Here is a 20,018-nt window from a genome sequence, read left to right on the forward strand (position 1 = left end):
GCGCCGATGGTACTTGGACCGCAGGGTCCTGGGAGAGTAGGACGCCGCCAAGCAATCAAAAGACACGATCGTAGATAAGCGATCGTGTCTTTTTCTGTTATTATGATCATGGGAATGAATATAACTCCTGTAGGCTGTTTTATATATCTTGGTCTTAGAGATAAAACTCATTTTATACATAAAATACTGGCCTTCCCATCATCCAAGCTGTGATACAATAGGTGGGGTCTATATAGAAACGGAAACACGCATGAGTACGAGGAGGAACTGAATCACGATGAAATCAGCCCCGTTTATTGCCGTGGAGGGTCCGATTGGTGCGGGGAAAACAACGTTAGCAACGATGCTTTCTCAGGAATTGAACCTTCCGCTGGTCAAGGAAATTGTAGAAGAGAATCCCTTTTTGGCTTCCTTCTATCAGGATATAGATGAGTGGAGCTTCCAGCTTGAAATGTTTTTTCTGTGTAACCGGTTTAAGCAACTGGAAGACACAGGCGTGCACTACATTAAGAAGAATACACCCGTCATTTCGGACTATCATATCTATAAAAATATGATTTTTGCCGATCGTACCTTAAAGGGCACGAAACGGGACAAATACCGTCAAATCTATCACCTCTTAACGGATGATCTGCCGAAACCCAATCTGGTGCTCTATATTGAGGCTGAGCTCGATACATTGATGAACCGGATCAACAAACGTGGACGGTCTTTTGAGCAGGATATGGACCCCGCTTATATGGAGCAGTTAATTGCAGATTATAAAACAGGTATGGACTACCTGGCTAGCAGCCCGAATCCGCCAATTATCATTAAGGTGAATGCGGAGCAGCTCGATTTTGTAGAACATCCCGAACATTTCAAACAGATTGTTAATATGGTAAAGGAGTACATCACATGAACAACTATGGCATTCCGGCCAATGCATTAATTACGGTAGCAGGTACCGTTGGGGTGGGCAAATCCACTCTGACAGCGGCACTGGCAGAACGTTTGAGTTTCAAGACTTCACTTGAACAAGTCGACCACAATCCATATCTGGAGAAGTTCTATCATGACTTTGAACGCTGGAGCTTCCATTTGCAGATTTATTTCCTGGCAGAGCGTTTTAAGGAACAGAAGAAAATCTTTGAACTGGGCGGCGGATTCGTACAGGATCGTTCCATCTATGAGGATACAGGTATCTTTGCACAAATGCATGCGGATCAGGGCACAATGTCGGCTACGGATTTCGAGACGTACAGCAGTTTGTTTGAAGCTATGGTGATGACACCGTATTTCCCTCATCCGGACGTACTGATTTACCTGGAAGGCAGCCTGCCATCCATTCTGAATCGGATTACGGAACGCGGACGGGAGATGGAGATTCAGACGGACCGTTCCTACTGGGAGCATATGCATGAGCGCTATTCGGTATGGATTAATCAATTTACGGCCTGTCCGGTACTGCGTTTGAACATCGATGAGTACGATGTGAATGACCCAGCATCGGTGGATGCCATTTTGGCGCAGATTGCTGCTGTCATTAATCCCTCCAACGCTACGCAATTATAAACATTAACTTATCTAAGTATGTTATTCATAGGCTAATGAAAGAGTTATTAAATTAATAAGATTAAATGAGATCCCCTCTCTACCAATTCAAGGCTGATAGAGGGGATTTTTTGCGTTATATTGAGATAAAAGCATGGGCACAGAACCTATTTTAATGATTATAAGGTAGTAGAAATTTGTTGAATAAAAGGAGTATTTGTGGTTTCATAGGAAAGGTGAATTCTGGAAAATAAGCATAAGCATGACTCAGGAGGGAAAGACAACGTGGAAGAGAAACAAGGGATCAAGATCGGCATGCCAATCGTTGGTGGATTATTGGCAGCAGTTGTAGGGGGCATTGTGTGGGCAGTGATCGCTGCCATGACGGAAAGGGAGCTTGGGCTCATTGCTATCGTTATTGGGGCGCTCACAGGCTACGCGGTTGTATTGTTTTCGAACAAACGGATCGCGACAGTACACAAAGCCATTGCAGTCATCTTTGCACTTATCGGCATTTTGCTTGGGAAGTATCTGACGGTGGTGTATTTTACTTCCGAGTTGTTCAGCGATGCGAGCATGATGAATCTGGTGTTCGATGGTGAGATGGTAAGTGCATTTGTGGATACCTTTACGGATTATTTCAGCGAGCCGGTTGACCTGTTATTCATCGTACTGGCGATTGTATCGGCATGGCAGATTCCAGGACGGATGGCGAAGACCAGTCTGGCATCGGATGCTTCTTCGTCTGATCACGCTCCTAGAGCTTAACCAATGGATAGCAGGAAGCAAGGCCTGTGTAATACAGAGACTGCCTCCATTAAAAAAGTACTCAGAGTGAATAACTGTAATGGCTTATTCACATTGCGGCTGAGATACTACAAGAGGGACGTGACGTCTTAGGGCGTACGTCCCTTTTTTGTGTAAACTGAGTAATGTTGAATCCCTCGGCTGTCCAGCACATTGCATGAACACGGAAAAGATGTGGCAGAACGGAGTTCTATTTAACACGAGCATATTGCCTATATCGAGAGAGCAAGTTTTCATTAGCAATAGAAAGTTCGAAATGGAACTACTTGTCTACAACGTATACCTGATTGCGAGGGGCATCGGATAATACGGATAATGCTATAGGTGGAATCAATGTAGGCCTAGATTAGCTGTTTCGATCAGCAAACACAGCCATGGCATCCCTCATAAATACAGCCAAGCCTTCGCCGAATTGATCAATATTACGTGTAAAACGTTCGTCGTCTACGTACATTTGGCCTAACCCTCTGAAGACTTCAGGAGAATAATTGCCCATGTTGTTCAGATAGCTGTACCATTCCGAGATTCCGGCTTGAGCTTCGGCAGAGTTTGGATCCGTGTGACGAATTGCTGCAAGACGAGCGTAGATTGAATTCATTTGATCGGATAGAGCTTTTTGCTCCCCAGTAGACTGGTTGTGTAACTTTTGATTAGCCTGATCCACTGCTTGGTCTCCCCAACGTTCCCGCGCTTCCTGCTCATACGGATTATGACTGAAATTAAACCCTTCAAATTGTTCTTTGGTTGTCATCTTAATTTCTCCTCTCACGTGTTGAACCGATTTATCAATGGTGGCGATCATTTGGTCCAACCGCTGGCGTTTCTCCAACAAAATACGGCGATGCATATTCAGGGCTTCTTCTCGATCGAAAGATGGATTGTTTGTAATCTCCTTGATATCTTTCAGAGAGAAATCGAGTTCTTTAAAAAATAAAATCTGCTGCAGCATTTCCAGATTGGCATCTGAATACAGTCGATATCCGGCAGAAGTCACTTCGTCCGGTGTTAACAGTCCGATCTCATCATAATGATGCAGTGTGCGCACACTGATCCCGACAAGTTCGGCCACTTCTTTTACTTTCATGGCCATGATGGAAACCTCCTTACACCACCGATTGTACAGCGTCACGTTACGTGAGAGTCAACAGGTGAAAATGAAAAAAATAAGATGCAGGCACGGAAGCTGCATCTTGAGAATAACTGAATGTGCTGCACCATCTATCTGGTGCGGCACACGGACTGGCGGTGCAGGGAGCGCGTGGCTACGCCTGCATCCCGAGCACCGCCGCAGCGAACTGCGCAGCCGCTGCGCGCACCTCGGCCGCGCCCGCGATGGCGGAGATGACGGCTACGCCGTCGGCTCCTGCCGCCATCACGGCGGCCGTGGTATCGGGCGTAATGCCGCCGATACCCACCACCGGAACTGCGATGCCTGCGGCGCGCAGTTCGGCAACCCCTGCGGGGCCCAGCACAGCATGGGCATCCGCTTTGGACCGCGTCGGGTACATTGGCCCGACGCCAAGATAGTCGGCGCCCGCCTGCACCGCACGGCGGGCTTCCAGCGCGGAGTGGGCGGATACGCCAAGCATCCGCCCTTCTCCGATGCGGGCGCGTACCAGCGCCGCGTCCGCATCGTCCTGGCCGACATGTATGCCGTCGGCCTCCACAGTCACAGCCAGCTCCACATCATCGTTCACGATGAACGGTATCCCGTGCTGGCTGCACACCTCGCGAAGCCGCATCGCAAGCGTGATGCGTGCTTCGCCAACCAGAGCGCCAGTTCCTTTTTCACGGAACTGGAACAGCGTAATGCCGCCAGCGATGGCTTGGCGCAGCACTTCCACGGGGTCACGCGTCGTATTCACGCTGCCCATTACCAAATACACCTGCATCGCATGCCGTACCGCTTCTGCATCCAGTGGGCGCATTACTGTTCACCCCGCAGTCTGCGCTGATAGGCAAAATGATTCGTCGGCCCATGTCCGGCCCCAATCCCCAGCTCATCTTCGATGGCTGCCTGAATGAATGCTCGCGCGGTGGTGACGGCAGCCGGCACAGCTGAGCCTTTCGACAATTCGGCAGTAATGGCCGCAGAATACGTACATCCCGTTCCATGGGTATGCCTTGTCACTACCCGAACGTTCTCCAGATAGTGAAAAGACTGCCCATCATAGAGCACATCGACAATGATGCCATTTCCCCCATCATGACCACCTTTCACCAAAGCATACGTGGAGCCCATCTGCACGATCTGCCTTGCGGCTTCTTCACGCTGACTCAAATTCATAATAGACATTCCTGTAAGAAGCTCGGCTTCCGGAATGTTCGGCGTCGTGATCAGTGCATGAGGCAGCAGCTCCGTAATTAGCGCTTGAACGGCCTCCTGTTGCAGCAGGGGAGCGCCGCCTTTGGCAACCATAACCGGATCGATGACCAGATTGCACCATCCGTATTGCCGCCATTTCTCGGCTACCAGTTTAATTATTTCAGCACTGTAGAGCATGCCCGTCTTCACGGCTGTAGGCTGAAAATCATCACCGGTCGAATCCAACTGTTGAGCAATACCTTCATATGAAATAGGGAAGACGCCCTGCACACCTGTTGTATTTTGGGCAGCAATAGCTGTAATCACAGTCATGCCGTATACACCGAGCTCCTGAAAGGTCTTCAGATCAGCTTGAATTCCGGCGCCGCCACCATTATCGGAACCAGCAATCGTCAAAGCCTGTGTAATACTCATTGCGCACCTCCATCAATCTGGCGAACCTGTGCCCGCTGCGCGAGAACGTCAGGTGTCACTTGAGCCAGTTGATTCAGCAATTCGATCTGGAAGCTGCCCGGTCCCAGGTCAGCGGTACGTTCCGCCGCAATCTCTGCTGCAACGCCATAGAAAACGAGTGCCTCCACAACACTGCTCAGCAAGTCGTCTCCTGGTTTCGCAATGGCTGCAAAAGCACCAATTATCGAGCTGAGTAAGCAGCCTGCACCAGTTACTTGGGTAAGCAAGGCATGTCCATTACTCGTCAGGAACGTCGTTTGTCCATCCGTAATGACATCCTGGCGTCCGGTAATGACGACCACACAGCCGAGTTTTTGTGCTGTCCGTTCCGCTATTCCGATTCGATCTCCATCGCCTTGACCTGCATCCACACCTTTGATGCTCCAATGCTCACCGATGACATTCGCGACTTCTGCCACATTGCCACGCAATATCGTGAGGCGAAGCTCACGAACGAGCATCTGAACGGTTTCCGTACGATAGGCGGTTGCGCCAGCTCCAACCGGATCGAGCACAACAGGCACGTTATTTGAATTAGCCGATTGCCCAGCCAGGCGGATCGCCTCAACTACCTTTTCGTCCAGAGTACCAATGTTCAGTACAACCGCTCCCGACATCTTGGCAACATCTGCGACTTCTTCATGCGCATAGGCCATAAAGGGAGATGCACCTAGTGCGAGCAAACCGTTTGCCGTAAACGGAGCGACGACAATATTCGTAATGTTATGAACAAGCGGGTTTTGTGTACGAACACGTTCCAGATAAGACATATGAGTTCCTCCTTATAAATAAGCAAATTAATCAATAAAAGTGTCAGGGCAGGGTGGGCCATTAAATTCATGGGAACTAAAAGTTATTCTCGGATAGCTGGAAAGTCCATATAGAAAGCTTAATTAAAGAGTCCTTATCCTCGATAAAGATTCTAATCGTACAGTTATTGAATTCCGTAACTACTCATGTGGGCGACATCTGATAATGAATTTACAACTTTCAAATTTCCCTTGATCTCGTCCAGTAATCGATTTTACTTACTCACCCTGCAAGTTGATAAAAGCATCCTCAGCCTTTACGGAATCCGGAATCAGTTCACTTTGAACCAACCATGCACGTACATTTTCCCAAGAAGAGGCGTCCTGCCTGCCAAACGGCTGACCTTCTTCATTCATCAGTGGCAGTAAAATGTTTAGACTTTTGATTTCGATCTCCGGGTCAAGTGGAGACGTTTCGTTCTCATGTGCGAGCAGAATGTTCAGCGCGTCCTCGGGGTGCTCTGTTACATATTTCTGTCCTTCCTGCATCGCTTTGATGAAGCGGGTAAGCTGATCTTTCTTCGCTTCAATGCCCGCATCACTTGCAGTGAGGACCAGTTCATAATAATCAGGTACGCCGTAATCGACGGGATTGATCGCTTTCATGGCATGGCCTTCCTTTTCCAGAATCAATTGTTCATGGTTAATAAAACCACCCATAATGGCATCTGCCTGCCCGGAAGCAAGGGAAGGGATCAGGTCAAATCCCACATCCACCAAATTCATCTTGTCGGGATTACCGCCATCCTGGCTGATCATGGTACGCACCATTGCTTCATACAAAGGGATTGAGGAATAGCCGACCGTCCTCCCTTCAAGATCTTTTGGCGATTTCACTTTACCGTCTGCTTCAGTCAACAGATGCACGAGCGGATGGCGAACGACGGCTGCAATCGAACGTACAGGAATGTTCTCCCCACGCGCGAGCAAAATTTGCGGCTGGTAGCTTAGTGCAAGATCGATTTTCCCGGCGGCAACAAGTTTGAGTGCATCATTCGTATCGGCAGGCATCTGGATATCGACATCCAGACCTTGATCCGCGAAGTAACCATTCTCCTGAGCAACATAGATGAAGGAATGCACTGCATTTGGGTACCAATCGAGCATGATGGACAGCTTGTCTTTGGATGTCGATGGCCGTTCGGCCAAAGATGATTCTGTATCTTTTGCTTTGGAAGCTGAATCTGTAGCAGGTGTATTGGTACCCGTATTTCCACATCCGCTGATAATCAGTAACATAGATATGAGCAGAATGGGGAGTAGGGAGTAGATATGTTTTTTCTTCATAGCTTCAAATTCCTCATTTCCGTTTATCTGTTTTTGAAATCCGAAAGTTATCCAGTTTTTCTTCTACCTGCATGACGTGGTGTACTGAATCTTCTCTCCATCCATGCAATGAGTACAAACAGGGCGATACCGAGCAGGGATAACAGCACAATGGCGGCGAACATTGCATCCGTGTTCATATTGCTCGACATTCTGCGGCTGAAGTAACCGAGACCCTTGCTTCCACCGAGCCATTCCCCGATCGTTGCACCGACCACACAATACACCACAGACATTTTCAGTCCCGAAAAGAAGGAGGGAAGGGCAAGTGGAATCTGGAGTTTGCGAAAAATATCCCACTTGCTGGCCCCCATCGTCAGCAGCAGTTCACGCTGCTCCGGATCACCCTGGCGCAGGCCATCGTAGGTGCTTACTACAATCGGGAAAAATGCGATCAGGAACACCACCGCGACTTTACTCCACAAGGTGTAGCCAAACCATAGGATGAAGACGGGGGACAAGGCAATCAGCGGGATCGTCTGACTGATCACGATGAAGGGATATAACGCTTTTTCAATCGACCGATTCATATACATACCCGTTGCAAGTGCAATTCCGGCACCAATGGACAAGCCAAAACCAACGACAACTTCCATCAAGGTAGCGGGCAGATGTGTAGCCAACAAGAGGCGGCGATGTTCATACAGCGAAATGGCAATCGCCGTCGGGGCTGGAATGATGAAGGAAGGCACCCACCCCATACGCACAATCCACTCCCAGATGACAAGCAGCAAGATCATGAGCAAAAGAAACAGACCATAACGGGCAAGCCAACCTCTTATGCTATGCTTCATGCTATCTCTCAAGTTACCGTCTTGCATGCAATTGTTCCTCCAGTTGTCGTCTCATCTGAACGAGAGCCGGTTCGTAGATCATGTCCGAATGTCTTGGACGTGCTAAAGGTACCGACAGATCCTGCAGCTGTTGACCTTGGCCCACCGGAGTTAACAGGATAATCCGATCACTGAGCAGCAGGGCTTCTTCAATGTCATGTGTGATGAACAACACGGTTTTGCCCAGGCCTTCCCATAGCTCCAGCAGCCAGCGATGCATATCCCGTTTGGTCAGGGCATCGAGTGCGCCGAATGGTTCATCCAGAAGCATAAGTTGGCCACCTGTCAGCAAAGTACGAAGCAGCGCGACACGCTGGCGCATGCCACCTGAAAGCTCGTCCGGGTAAGCATGCGCGTGGCCGGATAAGCCAAATCTGTCGAGGCCAGCCAGGATATCTGCTCGAATCCTTATCTTATCCTGCCGACCTGCAGCCAGTTCAGAGGGAAGCATGCAATTCCCCATGACGGTTCTCCAGGATAACAGGAGGTCCTTTTGTGGCATGTAGGCCACCTGCCCCAGTCGCTTTCCTTCTTGAACCCAAGGAATGTCAATGGTTCCGTGTGTTGGCTCAAGCAAGCCTGCCAGCAGCTTGAAGAGGGTACTTTTACCGGAGCCGCTGGAACCGATGAGCGAAACGAATTCTCCTTTGGCTACAGTCATCGACACATTGGAGAGCACGGGGGAATCCCTTTTTCCCGGGAAAGCGTAGCTCATGTTGTGAATGGTTATATCGTTATCCATCTCGTTCCGTCCCCCTTGTATTCATAATTCAACTTCAAACCGCGGGATCTTTAATTACACCTTCTGATCTGCTCGCAGAACGCGAAAAAGACCCACCCATTTCCGGAGAAATGAGTGGGTCTGTAAGTTCAATTCACATTAAATTTCATCATCAACATGAAAAAATCCGCTTACTGAGAGGCCGCTCCACTTCCCTCCGCTGGTATGATCCAGATCAGGTTCAAAGGGTCCGAATCGTTCGATTCGTCTCAGCCGCAAGGCTCCCCTAGTGCAATGTTCAAGATATGCAGTTGTGTGTTCAGCATATATCACATGCAAGTGGAATGTAAAGAGGGCGGCTTAAAAGAAGTGTGCGTGATGTGAGTTAGGAAAGTAACCTAGGATTCTAATCGTTTGAATGTAACAGTGAATCAAGCTCACCGATCAGCCGGGCAATCTGCTCAGGTGTGCCAATCGTAATCCGAAGCCAGGTAGGCATACCGAATTCGGCACCGCCGCGAACAGAGATGCCTCTGTTCAACAATTCTTGGGTAATCGGGCCACTATCCTGCAACAGATCAACCATGATGAAATTTGTTTCGGAAGGGATGTAGGGTAAGTTCCACTGATCAAAGGACTGCATTAACGTTTCCCTTCCTTGACGATTGTAGTGCAGGCAGTGAGAAACAAATTCATGATCATCCAGGCTGGCCAAAGCAGCGGCTTGGGATGTGGCTGTCAGACTGATGGGCAGCTTGACCCGGTTAATGCCTTCAATAATGCTTTCATTCCCGATGCCATATCCAATTCGCAGGCCAGCAAGTCCATATATTTTGGAGAAGGTCCGCAAAATAATCAGATTATTATACTGCTCCAGCAGCTTAACCGTATCAGGATAATCTTCACTTTCCGCGAATTCATAATACGCTTCGTCCAGGACAACCACGACATGGGAGGGAACATGTTCGAGTAAACCAAGTAGGGCATCTGCCGTGAAAATGGTTCCGGTTGGATTATTCGGATTGCACAGCCAGATAATTCGGGTAGAAGCATTGATCCGTTGCCGGAATTGCTCCAGGTCCAGTGAATGGTTGACCAAAGGCACTTCATGAATGACCCCGCCTGCCAGCAGCGTAGCGCCCTTATACCAGTTAAAGGAGGGCACTGGAATGAGTGATTCCTCGCCGGGATTAAGATAGGCTTGGGCGGTAAGGGTAAGGAGCTCGAATGAACCACTGCCAAATACCAGTTGGGAGGTACGCACACCCAGACGTTCCGCAAGTTTGTCACGCAGCAGTTGGCTGGAACCGTCGGGGTATTGAGCCAAAAGATCAGAACCCAGCGATCTGACCGCTTCCGCTGCTAAGGGAGAGGAACCAAACGGATTTTCGTTCGCTGCAAGTCGATCCACACTTTCCAGTCCCAACTCCCGCCGGATCTGTTCCATGGATTTGGCAGGCGTATAAGCCGGAATTTGAGTTAACAGGTCTTTGACAGGTGGAGAGGGAACGGGTGAAAGGGATTGCATAATCATGCCTTCTTTCCAGTGGAATTAGATCGAGAATGATATCTGTTTCTGGGCAATCTGCTGTGGTGTCTCTTGTGGCGGAGTCAACAAGCGATTCAGAATAAGGTTTTCAAAATGAGCAAACCCGCTGTCCCGAACACGTGGCCGCTCCAGCGTAATTCGGGTATCCATCGTTATATGACCATCCTCGATTAACAGCACCCTGTCAGCCAGCGCAACCGCCTCACTGACATCATGCGTGACCAGAATGACAGTCAGATATTCTTCTACCCACAAGCGTTCGATTAATTGCTGCATCTCAATTCGGGTCAATGCATCCAATGCACCCAGCGGTTCATCCAGCAGCAGTAAACGCGGATGACTTGCGAGTGCCCGTGCCAAGGCGACACGTTGTTTTTGTCCGCCAGATAATACCCCCGGCCAATCACCTTCACGCTCTCCAAGTCCTACATTGCGAAGCGACTGGCGTGCATCTTCCTTGTTCTTGTCGGGGATACCTAGTCGTACATTGTCGAGCACGGATTTCCAAGGTAGCAGCCGGGCTTCCTGAAACAGAAACCGTGTCTCGGGTGCTGTACTGCCAAGCTTTCTGTTGCCCAGCATAATGCTCCCGGAAGAGGGGGGTTCCAGCCCGGCGATCAGACGCAGCAAAGTACTTTTGCCACAGCCGCTTCGTCCAACGATGGCTACAAATTCCCCTTGTCTTACATTGACGTTGATGTTGGATAGAATCGTCCGCTGATCATACGATTTCTGAACCCCATCTACTTGAAGAAAAGGACTGATCTGACTTGTGCTCATGGATCAATACACACTCCTTTGCTTTACTTGCGGGATAGGGCCCGGTTCCAGCGCAGCCAGCGCCGTTCCAGCCATTTAGCGATGGTATCGGACAGCTTGCCCAGCAGGGCATATAGCAGAATGCTTAAGACGATTACGTCCATCTGCATGAATTCCCGCGCGTTCATCGCCATGTATCCAATCCCCGCATCCGCCGCAACCGTCTCGGCTACGATAAGTGTCAGCCACATAATGCCAAGTGCATAACGAATGCCCACCAGAATGGAAGGCAGTGCACCAGGCAGGATAATGTCCTTATAAAGGGACCAACGGCTGAGGCCATATACTTTGCCCATTTCAATCAGACCGGGATCGACTGATCGTATGCCGTGAAACGTATTCAGATATACCGGAAAGAATACACCCAGGGAAACGAGGAATAATTTTGCTTCTTCACCGATCCCGAACCACACAATAACGAGGGGGATCAAGGACAGATGCGGAATGTTGCGGATCATCTGCACCGAGGAGTCGGCGATCTTTTCCGCAAGGGAGGAGATGCCGTTCAGCACACCCAGCAGGAAACCGAGACCCCCACCAATGAGGAATCCTCCCAAAGCTCGTCTGGCGCTAATACTGATATTGTTCAGTAGTTCACCGTTACGAAGCAGACGAATGAAGGCCTCCAGTACCTGAGCGGGCCGGGGCAAAATATTGGCTGCAACAACTCCAGATGCAGTAAGCCATTGCCACAGAGCCAGAATGAGTAGTGGTACAACAAAAGGAATGAACTGGTTAAACCATGCCCGGTTAAAGGTTTTGGACCGCACGTTATGCCTACCTCCTTGCTTCCTTCGTTATTGGCTACCTGGAGCTGGAAGTTGATTTTGAAGTGCATCACTCCAGAATGTGCTCACATCGACTGCCTGCTCAAAAATTCCCGCTTGCTGAAACGTATCCGCTACGTCCTGTTCAGACTTGATGGCCTTTTCAGAAATGGCAACAATACGTGATGGGCGTTGTGCTTCTCCATCCGTGTAGGTTTTAAGGGCTTGATCCACGGGCTGGTGGGTGTTGTCTGCTGTAATTTGAGCCCACGCATCCTTATTGGCACGAGCCCAATCATTGAATTTGTTGATTCGCTCCAGATAATCGGCAAGGGCCTCTTTCTGTTCCGCATTTGCAATAGCCTGATCGGAGGCGGCTACAAGGAAGCTGCCTGACAGGATATCTTTGGCGCTGGCGAGCGTTGTTGCTTCATTCTGATGTGCGGAGATGATGGCATTGCCGTAACTGGCAAGTGCATCCACTTTCCCGCTTATCAGGGCGCTGAGTCCATCGGCTGTTGAAAGTTCGACCGGACTGATGTCACTCCAGGTTAATCCGGCTTCTTCCAGCATTTTGAGCAGGAAATAGTGGGCCGTTGTATTTTTTACGAAAGCAACTTTCTTGCCTTTCAGGTCAGCAACCGATTTGATCGATGAACCTTTGGGAACAACGACCTCCTGATTTAAGGTGCTGCCTTGTTGTACCGCAATAATCTTGAAGCTTCCACCATTGGCAGCTTGAGATGCAAAAATGGGCGGAATTTCACTGGTCACACCAAAGTCCAATTGGTTTGCAGCCATCGCTTCAAGGATCAGGTTACCTCCCTGAAATACGTTATAAGTGACTTTATAGGGGGTTTCATCGAGTCCGGCGGCTTTTAGCCCCAATTCGAGATTGCTCCATCCGGTCTGACCAACACGAATGGTAACGTCTTTATTCGAAGCAGCTGATGCCGCTGTCGGTGTTGTGCCTGTACCCGCGGCCTGATTGTCAGTTCCGGCAGAGCAGCCGGAGATCAGCATCAACAGAAGCGCGCTCAGAAAGGCAGTTAAGGGAAGAGTGTAATGGCGGTTTGGACGGATCATAGGGAGGAAACCTCCTTGGTGTATGTACTGCTTTCACTGGACTGACTGGATTCTATGAATGTTTGGCCGATACGGTCTGCCTGAAGAATGGCTTCGGTTACCTGCGCCGTACTAACTCCGAAGGAGAGATGCGCCGCACTGCCTTCCCGCAGCTGTAGTCCTGCTGCAATGCACGCAGCAGCTTCCTTAGGCTGTTGTTGTATGCCAAGCTCGGCAAGAGTGATAGGCAGATTCAGCTTATGTAACAGAGTGGTCAACTCATGAAGCTCATCCCCTGCTTTGCCTTCAAGAATCCACTGGGTGAAGAGTCCAAAGGCTACCTTTTCTCCATGTAGTGAAGCGTGTGTGTCGGGTAATTTGGTGAGGCTATCATGTAGCCCATGAGCAATCGCGGCATGAAGTGATCCATCGCTAATGCTGCCTACAAGGCCTGCGAGCACAATAATGGCATCGGCAACATCACGGAATTGAGGTGTACTACCGGTTGTATCGGTGGATTCATAGACATCGATGGCGTGCGCTTCAAGAATATCGAGTGCAAGCTTGGCGGTGCTGACACTGTTTCGGAGAGTGAGACTGGTGGCGTTGCCACTTAGATTAACGGCGAACTCATGCCATTTTACGAGTGTGTCACCGATCCCTGCGGCCAAATATCGCCTTGGTGCACTCGCCAGAATATGAGGATCAGCCAGAACGAGATCAGGCGAACGACGCAGGGGACGATATCCTGCAGATTTCCCCTGTTCATCATAGAGCACGGTTAAGGCGGACCAGGCAGCGCAGGTTGCGGCAATCGTTGGGACCGTTACAATGGGCAATTGGGCTTGCTCGGCCACCGCTTTGGACAGATCGAGTACTTTACCACCACCGACGCCGATAATCAGATCAACATCCAAATCGAAGGCTTGCTGCGTAAAAGTATCAATCTGGCCTGTTGTAACCTCACCGTGAAACAATTGCACATGGAACTTGATCTTATGCTCCTCCAATGAAGGAAGAAGGTAAGGCTGTACGGCTTTTAATGCAGACTCACCGGCGATGATGAGAACATGCTGCCCAAGCTGTGCAATCCGCGAACCACTTTGCTCAAGAATGTTAGCCTCGTGTACATATACTGCGGGTGCCTTAACAGTAATCATGAATACACTCCCCTTATAACTTATTATTCTTACGTTTTAACTTGGTTTTAAATTGTTTAGATTCTAGCATCGCGTCTCGGCAACTACAATGACCTGGACAATCAATACATCCTATACTTCGATTGAAAGAATCTATAGGTGAACGTAGTTAACAAATTCGATGAGAAAAAGGGAATTAACATCCTAGTCGATTTACCTTGTCCCTTGAACCCGATATAATAGTGGTGGCACACATGGGCCGGATCACAAATGAGGGTGGGACTGTTCTCCCTCTAAGCAGAATGGGGACCCCGAGTTGAAAACGTTCAAGAAAGTATATATTGAGATCACAAGTATATGTAATCTGGCATGCAGCTTCTGTCCACAGACCAAACGTGCCAAAAATTTCATTGACCCTGAAGTCTTCAACAATATATTGGATCAGATCAAACCCCATACCAAACATATTTATTTACATGTCAAAGGTGAGCCGCTGCTTCATCCCAAAATTGATCTGTTACTGGATTCAGCGCATGAGAAGGGATTCAAGGTCAACATTACGACGAACGGTACGCTGCTGCCCAAGACCCAGCACAAACTGCTCGGCAAACCGGCACTGCGTCAGATGAATTTCTCCCTGCACAGCTTTGATGGTCACGAGGGTTCCACAGACCGTGAGGGCTACCTGGGTAATGTATTGTCATTTGTCCGGGAAGCAGTGAAGCACAATGTCATTATTTCATTTCGACTCTGGAATCTGACACAGGATAACTTCACGAATGCGCAGATGAACCGAAACCGGGAGACGCTGGAGGTTCTTGAACGGGAGTTCAATCTAGATTTCCGTATTGAGGAGAAAGTGGTGCCGGGGAGCGGTGTCAAAATTGCCCCGAATGTGTATCTGAATCAGGATCATGAATTCCAGTGGCCGAGTCTGGATGCACCCGAAGATGATGGTAAAGGTTTCTGTCATGCACTTCGTAGTCAGGCAGCCGTGCTTGTCGATGGAACTGTGGTTCCATGCTGTCTCGATGGTGAGGGTGTAATTAACTTGGGCAACGTTCACGAAAAATCGTTCTCGGAGATTGTGGATGGTGAACGAGCCAACAATCTGTTCTATGGTTTCTCCAAACGGGAAGCAGTGGAGGAATTATGTCGGAAGTGCGGATATCGTCAGCGGTTCGGCGCTTAAAGCGAAATTTAATAAATAAAATGAGATTCAAAATAATAGAGATCACGTTGTCTGGAAACAGATGAGGTGGTCTTTCGTTTTTTCTAGAACGATAAAGGAGCATATCGCCATAGATTACAAGTTGTAAAAGAAGCATACCCGAAGTTGAGATCGGCACATTACACAATGGAGTACGATGCAAAAAATGCCGAGAACACAGGCATACTGCTGTCGTTTCTATATCTAAGCTAATGATTATTATCGTAACATCCCTTTTTTGGTAGGATCAGGGTAGGTTCCGAGCCGGAGGTGCACCTCTGATCGGTTCCTTGAGGACAAGCTTATGCTTGTACGCCAATTCATCAGAATAAGGGAGGATTTAAATTATGAAAAAAATGTTGACGTTGCTGCTGTCTGCGGGTCTGGTCGCTTCATTATTCGGTGCAATTCCAGCTTTTGCTGCACCTACTGTTGTAAACTCAACGATTATTGTAGCCAAGGGAGAAACTTTTGATGGCAAAGGCCAAACGTATGTAGCCAACCCTTCTACCCTGGGAGATGGATCTCAAGCGGAAGATCAGAAGCCGGTATTTCGGTTGGAGGCAGGCGCCACGCTCAAAAATGTGATTATCGGTTCACCTGCAGCTGACGGTGTTCATTGTTATGGTAACTGCACGATATCAAATGTGATTTGGGAGGATGTCGGTGAGGACGCTCTGACTCTGAAATCAGCCGGAACGGTTAACATCACTGGTGGTGCAGCTTACAAGGCCTATGATAAAGTATTTCAAATGAATGCAGCCGGAACGATTAACATTAAAAATTTCCGTGCAGACGATATTGGCAAGCTGGTACGTCAGAATGGCGGAACAACCTTCGCAGTGAACATGACGCTCGACAACTCAGACATTTCCAGTGTCAAAGATTCTATTATGCGTACGGACAGCAGTACATCGCAAGGGAAAATTACAAATACGCGTTACTCCAAAGTACCGACCTTGTTTAAAGGCTTTGCATCGGGCAAAACAAGTCAATCCGGGAATACACAATATTAAAACAGAGCATACCGGTTCTCAATAATTTTCCTCTAAAGGATATGAAGCATAACAATTAAAGGGGATGTCCTATAAGTCATGAATATGACGGGGACATCCCTTGTTCGCGTTATCTTGGTCTAATGAACCTGGCACCCGTTATTCGCTCTCATTTGCACCTTTCTTAGATGTAACGAATTACAGAGACGTTATTTCTTGAAGCAGAGGTATATGGCGCATAAATGAAACATATAGTTAATCACTCTTTCTTCTAGTTTAAACTGATTTTTTCTTATCGGGATTGTCACAAATACCCATGTGTTGTACAGTAGAAGCAATGAAATAAGTGAACCGGGTGCTCAATGAAGTTGGGCTGAGAGAGCGGCCTTGTGCTGCTGACCGTATATCTGATCTGGGTAATGCCAGCGTAGAGAATATGAATTTGCGATGAGCAATAGTAAGCGATAAGGGATAGAACATAAATGTCAGCGTTTCTTGGTTGCAACGGGATTTCTCTGATGTGACGGGGATGGTGTCGTTTGTTTTCTTCTTTCTCTATATCTGCCTAATGCGTTGCATCGTGAGAATTGTAAACTGTGCGTATGGCCTGCCTGTGAACCTGGGAGGCTTTTTTTGTTTGTTTTATTGTTTATTTTAATAAATCAAGGGAAACAGAGAAAGGAAGTAGAGAACATGTCAACAGCAGTAGGCAGCAACAGATTGAAGTTAACCGATATTTTGGTAACGATTGTGATTGCGGTGGTCTTCGGGGTGATCTATAAAATATGGGGACCTACATATGATCTGATGAAGCCATTTGGCGTTCATGCGGAGCAGATGATTTACGGCATGTGGTTCATGGCGGGCACCTTTGCCTTTGTAATCATTCGTAAGCCGGGGGTAGCCATTCTGGCCGAAGTTGCGGCATCAACGGTGAGTGCTTTTCTCGGAAGTGAGTGGGGCATGTCCACACTGGTATACGGGCTGCTGCAAGGGCTGGGAGCGGAGATTTTCTTTGCCGCATTTCTGTATCGGAAAAGCAATCTGTTCGTTACCTGCCTTGCGGCTATTGGTGCAGCAGCGGCTTCGCTTGTACTCGATTATCAGTATGGGTACATTGATTCCCTCTCGGCTTGGAACTATACACTGTTTATCGGATTCCGCTTCATTGGAAGTATTCTGATTGCGGGTGTATTCACCTATTATCTCGCCAAAGCGCTGGAGCTTACAGGTGTAACACGATCCCTTAGACCGGTGTCGAAGCAGGATTATGAGGCGCTGGACTAGATGAATGAAGTGGAGAATGTGCAAGCGGTAGGTGTTACGAATCTAAGATGTAAGTTCCCGGGAGAGAAGGCCTTGGTGTTCCAAGGCTTGTCTCTCTCTGTGCGTCAAGGGGAGAAAGTGTTGTTGCTTGGACCAAGCGGCTCTGGCAAATCAACCTTGTTGCAAATTCTGAGTGGTCTGATTCCGCGATCTGTGGAGATTCCGATGAAATGTGATGACATTCAGGTGCCTGAGCAGCCCGGTATTGTTTTTCAAGATCCGGATACCCAGTTCTGTATGTCATATACGGATGAAGAGATTGCTTTTGTACTGGAAAACCGGAATATTCCACGCGAGCAGATGCCTGCTCTTATCCATCGATATCTGGAACAGGTGGGGTTATGCTTTGAACATAACCGAACACTCATTCAATCCATGTCACAGGGGATGAAGCAGCGTCTTGCGATGGCTTCGATTCTGGCTATGGAGCCAGACGTACTCTTTTTGGATGAACCAACGGCACTGTTGGATGATGAAGGAACCTCTCAGGTGTGGGGTACGGTGAAACAGATTGCACAGGACAAAACACTCATTATCGTGGAACATAAAATTAATGAAATTGTCGAGTGGGTAGACCGAATCATCGTATTGTCGCCTGAAGGAAAGATTGTGGCAGATGGCCCGGCGAATCAGGTATTTACAGATGAGCGGAATATGCTCAGGGAATACGGAATCTGGTATCCAGGAGTTTGGGAAGAGCGAGGGCAGACGAAAGCACAGACGTTGGTCACAGGAGAGTTTATTCGTTATGGGGCAACAGAAACTGAAAGTATAGATTATAAGGAGGAGCGAGCTTCTGCGCAGCCCCAACCAGCCCTGGAAATGCAGCAATTCACCGGATGGCGCGGAAAAACACCTTTCATTCAGGTGGAACAGGCCAAGGTATGGCAAGGAGATTGGGTGGGGATTGTCGGGGCTAACGGGGCAGGTAAAAGTTCATTATTGCTGTCCATGATGAATATTCTAAAAACGACAGGTCATTATGGTGTGGAAGGACAATCGGCCGGAAAAACCGAGCAGCTTGCAGATCACATTGCCTTTGTATTCCAGAATCCTGAATTTCAATTCGTGACCAATACAGTCCGGGATGAAGTGGGATTCTCCTTGCTGAGCGGTAAGTTAACTGCCGCAGAAAGAGGTATTCGAACCGATCACATGCTGGAGCAATTCGGACTGAGTGAGCTGTCCGGTAGGCATCCATACCAATTGTCGATGGGACAGAAACGACGACTGAGTGTAGCATCAGCTCTAGTACGGGAACAGCGTATTTTGTTACTGGATGAACCTACCTTTGGACAGGATGCTCGGAATACTTTTGCCATGTTATCACAGCTGGAGCGGTTGCGGCGTGAAGGGACCGCCATTGTGATGGTTACACATGACCGTGAAATCGTGAAGCGTTATTGCACCCGGATCTGGACGGTGCATGAGGGGAGGTTAACGGATGCAGCTCTCGTTTCCTCATCGTGAGACTTGGCTTCACGCGGTGAATCCGGGGTTGAAAATGATTTTCCTGACATTGCTGTTTGTCTTCGTCATCCTTATTCACAACCTGAATGTAATGGCTAATGTGGCAGTTGTCATGCTGTTACTGCTGGGCTGGACAGGTCACGCATGGCCCAGATTATTGCTGTATGCATCTCCGTTCATTCTGGTATATATATCAACTTCCACAGGTATGATCATGTTTGGTAAAGGGGAGACCACCTGGTTTCAGTGGGGATTGATTCATATTACCGAAGAGAGCTTCTACCGCGGGTTGCACCTAGGATTTCGTTCCCTAAGTATGGCGGCAGCTGGATTGTTGTTCGGTCTGACGACCAAGCCTGTGCGTCTCTTTTATTCCCTCATGCAGCAGTGGAGGCTCCCACCCAAGTATGCCTATAGTTTTCTGGCGGCTATGCGTATGATTCCGATTTTGCTGGATGAATTCCAGACGCTGCGTTATGCCATCCGCATTCGGGGAACGAGGCAGCATGGTTCCCGCTGGAATGTATACGGCATACTGAAACGATATGCAATTCCACTACTTGCCCAGAGTATTCGCCGTGCGCAACGTATGGCGGTGGCGATGGAAGCAAAAGGATTCAAGGAAGGCGGGAGCCGGACCTATTACATTCAGATCGGGTATTCCCGAGCGGATGTATGGTTTATGGGGTATTTTATCATCATGTTAACGGCTGCTTATATATTGGGAACCACATTCCCTTATAATTCAACCCTAGTGGATGTAAGGTGAGACCTGTAATTATTTCGTACCTTGTAAATATATTTGGGAGTAACAGTAACTTTTCCTAGTTCAAAACGTCTTAAATGGAAATAACTTCAAATGATTGGAGT

General features: G+C 48.5%; 20 protein-coding genes and 1 riboswitch. Of the genes, 8 read left to right on the forward strand and 12 right to left on the reverse strand.

Features of this window, described 5'->3' with window-relative positions:
* Positions 1 to 277 precede the first annotated feature (277 nt).
* The 3 genes from AC4PM4_RS06300 to AC4PM4_RS06310 all read left to right on the forward strand — a co-directional run bounded on the left by AC4PM4_RS06300 (position 278) and on the right by AC4PM4_RS06310 (position 2,301).
* Positions 278 to 901 carry a deoxynucleoside kinase gene (locus tag AC4PM4_RS06300; protein WP_491613104.1) on the forward strand — a complete coding sequence of 208 codons (624 nt, stop codon included), beginning with the start codon at positions 278 to 280 and terminating at the stop codon, positions 899 to 901.
* On the forward strand, positions 898 to 1,554 hold the full coding sequence (locus AC4PM4_RS06305) for a deoxynucleoside kinase (RefSeq protein WP_063568457.1): 657 nt from the start codon (positions 898 to 900) through the stop codon (positions 1,552 to 1,554). The genes AC4PM4_RS06300 and AC4PM4_RS06305 overlap by 4 nt, the downstream gene beginning before the upstream one ends.
* Before the next feature lie 264 nt (positions 1,555 to 1,818).
* On the forward strand, positions 1,819 to 2,301 hold the full coding sequence (locus AC4PM4_RS06310) for a hypothetical protein (protein WP_082935218.1): 483 nt from the start codon (positions 1,819 to 1,821) through the stop codon (positions 2,299 to 2,301).
* Positions 2,302 to 2,686: 385 nt separating this feature from the next.
* Here the strand turns inward: AC4PM4_RS06310 and AC4PM4_RS06315 are convergent, their stop codons facing one another.
* From AC4PM4_RS06315 to AC4PM4_RS06370, 12 genes are all read right to left on the reverse strand, one after another.
* A complete protein-coding gene (locus tag AC4PM4_RS06315) occupies positions 2,687 to 3,430 on the reverse strand; it encodes a MerR family transcriptional regulator (RefSeq protein ID WP_063568456.1) in 744 nt (247 codons plus the stop codon).
* Positions 3,431 to 3,602: 172 nt separating this feature from the next.
* Complete coding sequence (gene thiE / locus AC4PM4_RS06320; RefSeq protein ID WP_491613105.1) at positions 3,603 to 4,268, reverse strand: thiamine phosphate synthase; 666 nt, start codon at positions 4,266 to 4,268, stop codon at positions 3,603 to 3,605.
* A complete protein-coding gene (gene thiD / locus AC4PM4_RS06325; RefSeq protein WP_491613106.1) occupies positions 4,268 to 5,080 on the reverse strand; it encodes a bifunctional hydroxymethylpyrimidine kinase/phosphomethylpyrimidine kinase in 813 nt (270 codons plus the stop codon). The genes thiE and thiD overlap by 1 nt, the downstream gene beginning before the upstream one ends.
* The gene (gene thiM, locus AC4PM4_RS06330; RefSeq protein ID WP_491613107.1) at positions 5,077 to 5,889 is read right to left on the reverse strand and encodes a hydroxyethylthiazole kinase; all 813 of its coding nucleotides are present in this window, start codon (positions 5,887 to 5,889) and stop codon (positions 5,077 to 5,079) included. Before thiM ends, thiD begins: the two co-directional genes overlap by 4 nt.
* Positions 5,890 to 6,147: 258 nt before the next feature.
* The gene (locus AC4PM4_RS06335; protein ID WP_491613108.1) at positions 6,148 to 7,215 is read right to left on the reverse strand and encodes an ABC transporter substrate-binding protein; all 1,068 of its coding nucleotides are present in this window, start codon (positions 7,213 to 7,215) and stop codon (positions 6,148 to 6,150) included.
* Between the two features lie 47 nt (positions 7,216 to 7,262).
* Entirely contained in the window at positions 7,263 to 8,075 is an 813-nt protein-coding gene (locus AC4PM4_RS06340; RefSeq protein WP_372828767.1) for an ABC transporter permease, read from the reverse strand.
* Complete coding sequence (locus AC4PM4_RS06345) at positions 8,062 to 8,829, reverse strand: ABC transporter ATP-binding protein (RefSeq protein WP_491613109.1); 768 nt, start codon at positions 8,827 to 8,829, stop codon at positions 8,062 to 8,064. Before AC4PM4_RS06345 ends, AC4PM4_RS06340 begins: the two co-directional genes overlap by 14 nt.
* A 174-nt stretch (positions 8,830 to 9,003) precedes the next feature.
* Positions 9,004 to 9,106, reverse strand: a riboswitch (TPP riboswitch).
* Between the two features lie 108 nt (positions 9,107 to 9,214).
* Positions 9,215 to 10,342: a histidinol-phosphate transaminase gene (hisC, locus tag AC4PM4_RS06350; RefSeq protein WP_491613110.1), complete on the reverse strand. Its 1,128-nt coding sequence runs from the start codon at positions 10,340 to 10,342 to the stop codon at positions 9,215 to 9,217.
* 18 nt (positions 10,343 to 10,360) lie between these two features.
* Positions 10,361 to 11,137 carry an ATP-binding cassette domain-containing protein gene (locus AC4PM4_RS06355; RefSeq protein WP_491613111.1) on the reverse strand — a complete coding sequence of 259 codons (777 nt, stop codon included), beginning with the start codon at positions 11,135 to 11,137 and terminating at the stop codon, positions 10,361 to 10,363.
* 23 nt (positions 11,138 to 11,160) lie between these two features.
* Positions 11,161 to 11,946: an ABC transporter permease subunit gene (locus tag AC4PM4_RS06360; protein ID WP_491613112.1), complete on the reverse strand. Its 786-nt coding sequence runs from the start codon at positions 11,944 to 11,946 to the stop codon at positions 11,161 to 11,163.
* A gap of 27 nt (positions 11,947 to 11,973) precedes the next feature.
* On the reverse strand, positions 11,974 to 13,029 hold the full coding sequence (locus AC4PM4_RS06365; protein WP_491613113.1) for an ABC transporter substrate-binding protein: 1,056 nt from the start codon (positions 13,027 to 13,029) through the stop codon (positions 11,974 to 11,976).
* Positions 13,026 to 14,168, reverse strand: coding sequence for an iron-containing alcohol dehydrogenase family protein (locus AC4PM4_RS06370; RefSeq protein WP_269054744.1), 1,143 nt, complete (start codon positions 14,166 to 14,168; stop codon positions 13,026 to 13,028). Before AC4PM4_RS06370 ends, AC4PM4_RS06365 begins: the two co-directional genes overlap by 4 nt.
* A gap of 295 nt (positions 14,169 to 14,463) precedes the next feature.
* Between AC4PM4_RS06370 and AC4PM4_RS06375 the strand changes: the two genes are divergently transcribed.
* From AC4PM4_RS06375 to AC4PM4_RS06395, 5 genes are all read left to right on the forward strand, one after another.
* On the forward strand, positions 14,464 to 15,339 hold the full coding sequence (locus tag AC4PM4_RS06375; RefSeq protein WP_064640556.1) for a radical SAM/SPASM domain-containing protein: 876 nt from the start codon (positions 14,464 to 14,466) through the stop codon (positions 15,337 to 15,339).
* A gap of 365 nt (positions 15,340 to 15,704) precedes the next feature.
* Positions 15,705 to 16,373 carry a pectate lyase gene (locus tag AC4PM4_RS06380; RefSeq protein ID WP_491613115.1) on the forward strand — a complete coding sequence of 223 codons (669 nt, stop codon included), beginning with the start codon at positions 15,705 to 15,707 and terminating at the stop codon, positions 16,371 to 16,373.
* A gap of 672 nt (positions 16,374 to 17,045) precedes the next feature.
* Positions 17,046 to 17,639: an ECF transporter S component gene (locus AC4PM4_RS06385; protein ID WP_079694965.1), complete on the forward strand. Its 594-nt coding sequence runs from the start codon at positions 17,046 to 17,048 to the stop codon at positions 17,637 to 17,639.
* Positions 17,640 to 19,148, forward strand: coding sequence for an ABC transporter ATP-binding protein (locus AC4PM4_RS06390; RefSeq protein ID WP_491613117.1), 1,509 nt, complete (start codon positions 17,640 to 17,642; stop codon positions 19,146 to 19,148).
* Complete coding sequence (locus AC4PM4_RS06395) at positions 19,123 to 19,917, forward strand: energy-coupling factor transporter transmembrane component T family protein (protein WP_491613118.1); 795 nt, start codon at positions 19,123 to 19,125, stop codon at positions 19,915 to 19,917. Before AC4PM4_RS06390 ends, AC4PM4_RS06395 begins: the two co-directional genes overlap by 26 nt.
* The last annotated feature ends 101 nt before the right edge of the window (positions 19,918 to 20,018 follow it).

It is taken from the genome of Paenibacillus sp. MDV22-iso6, assembly GCF_058408365.1.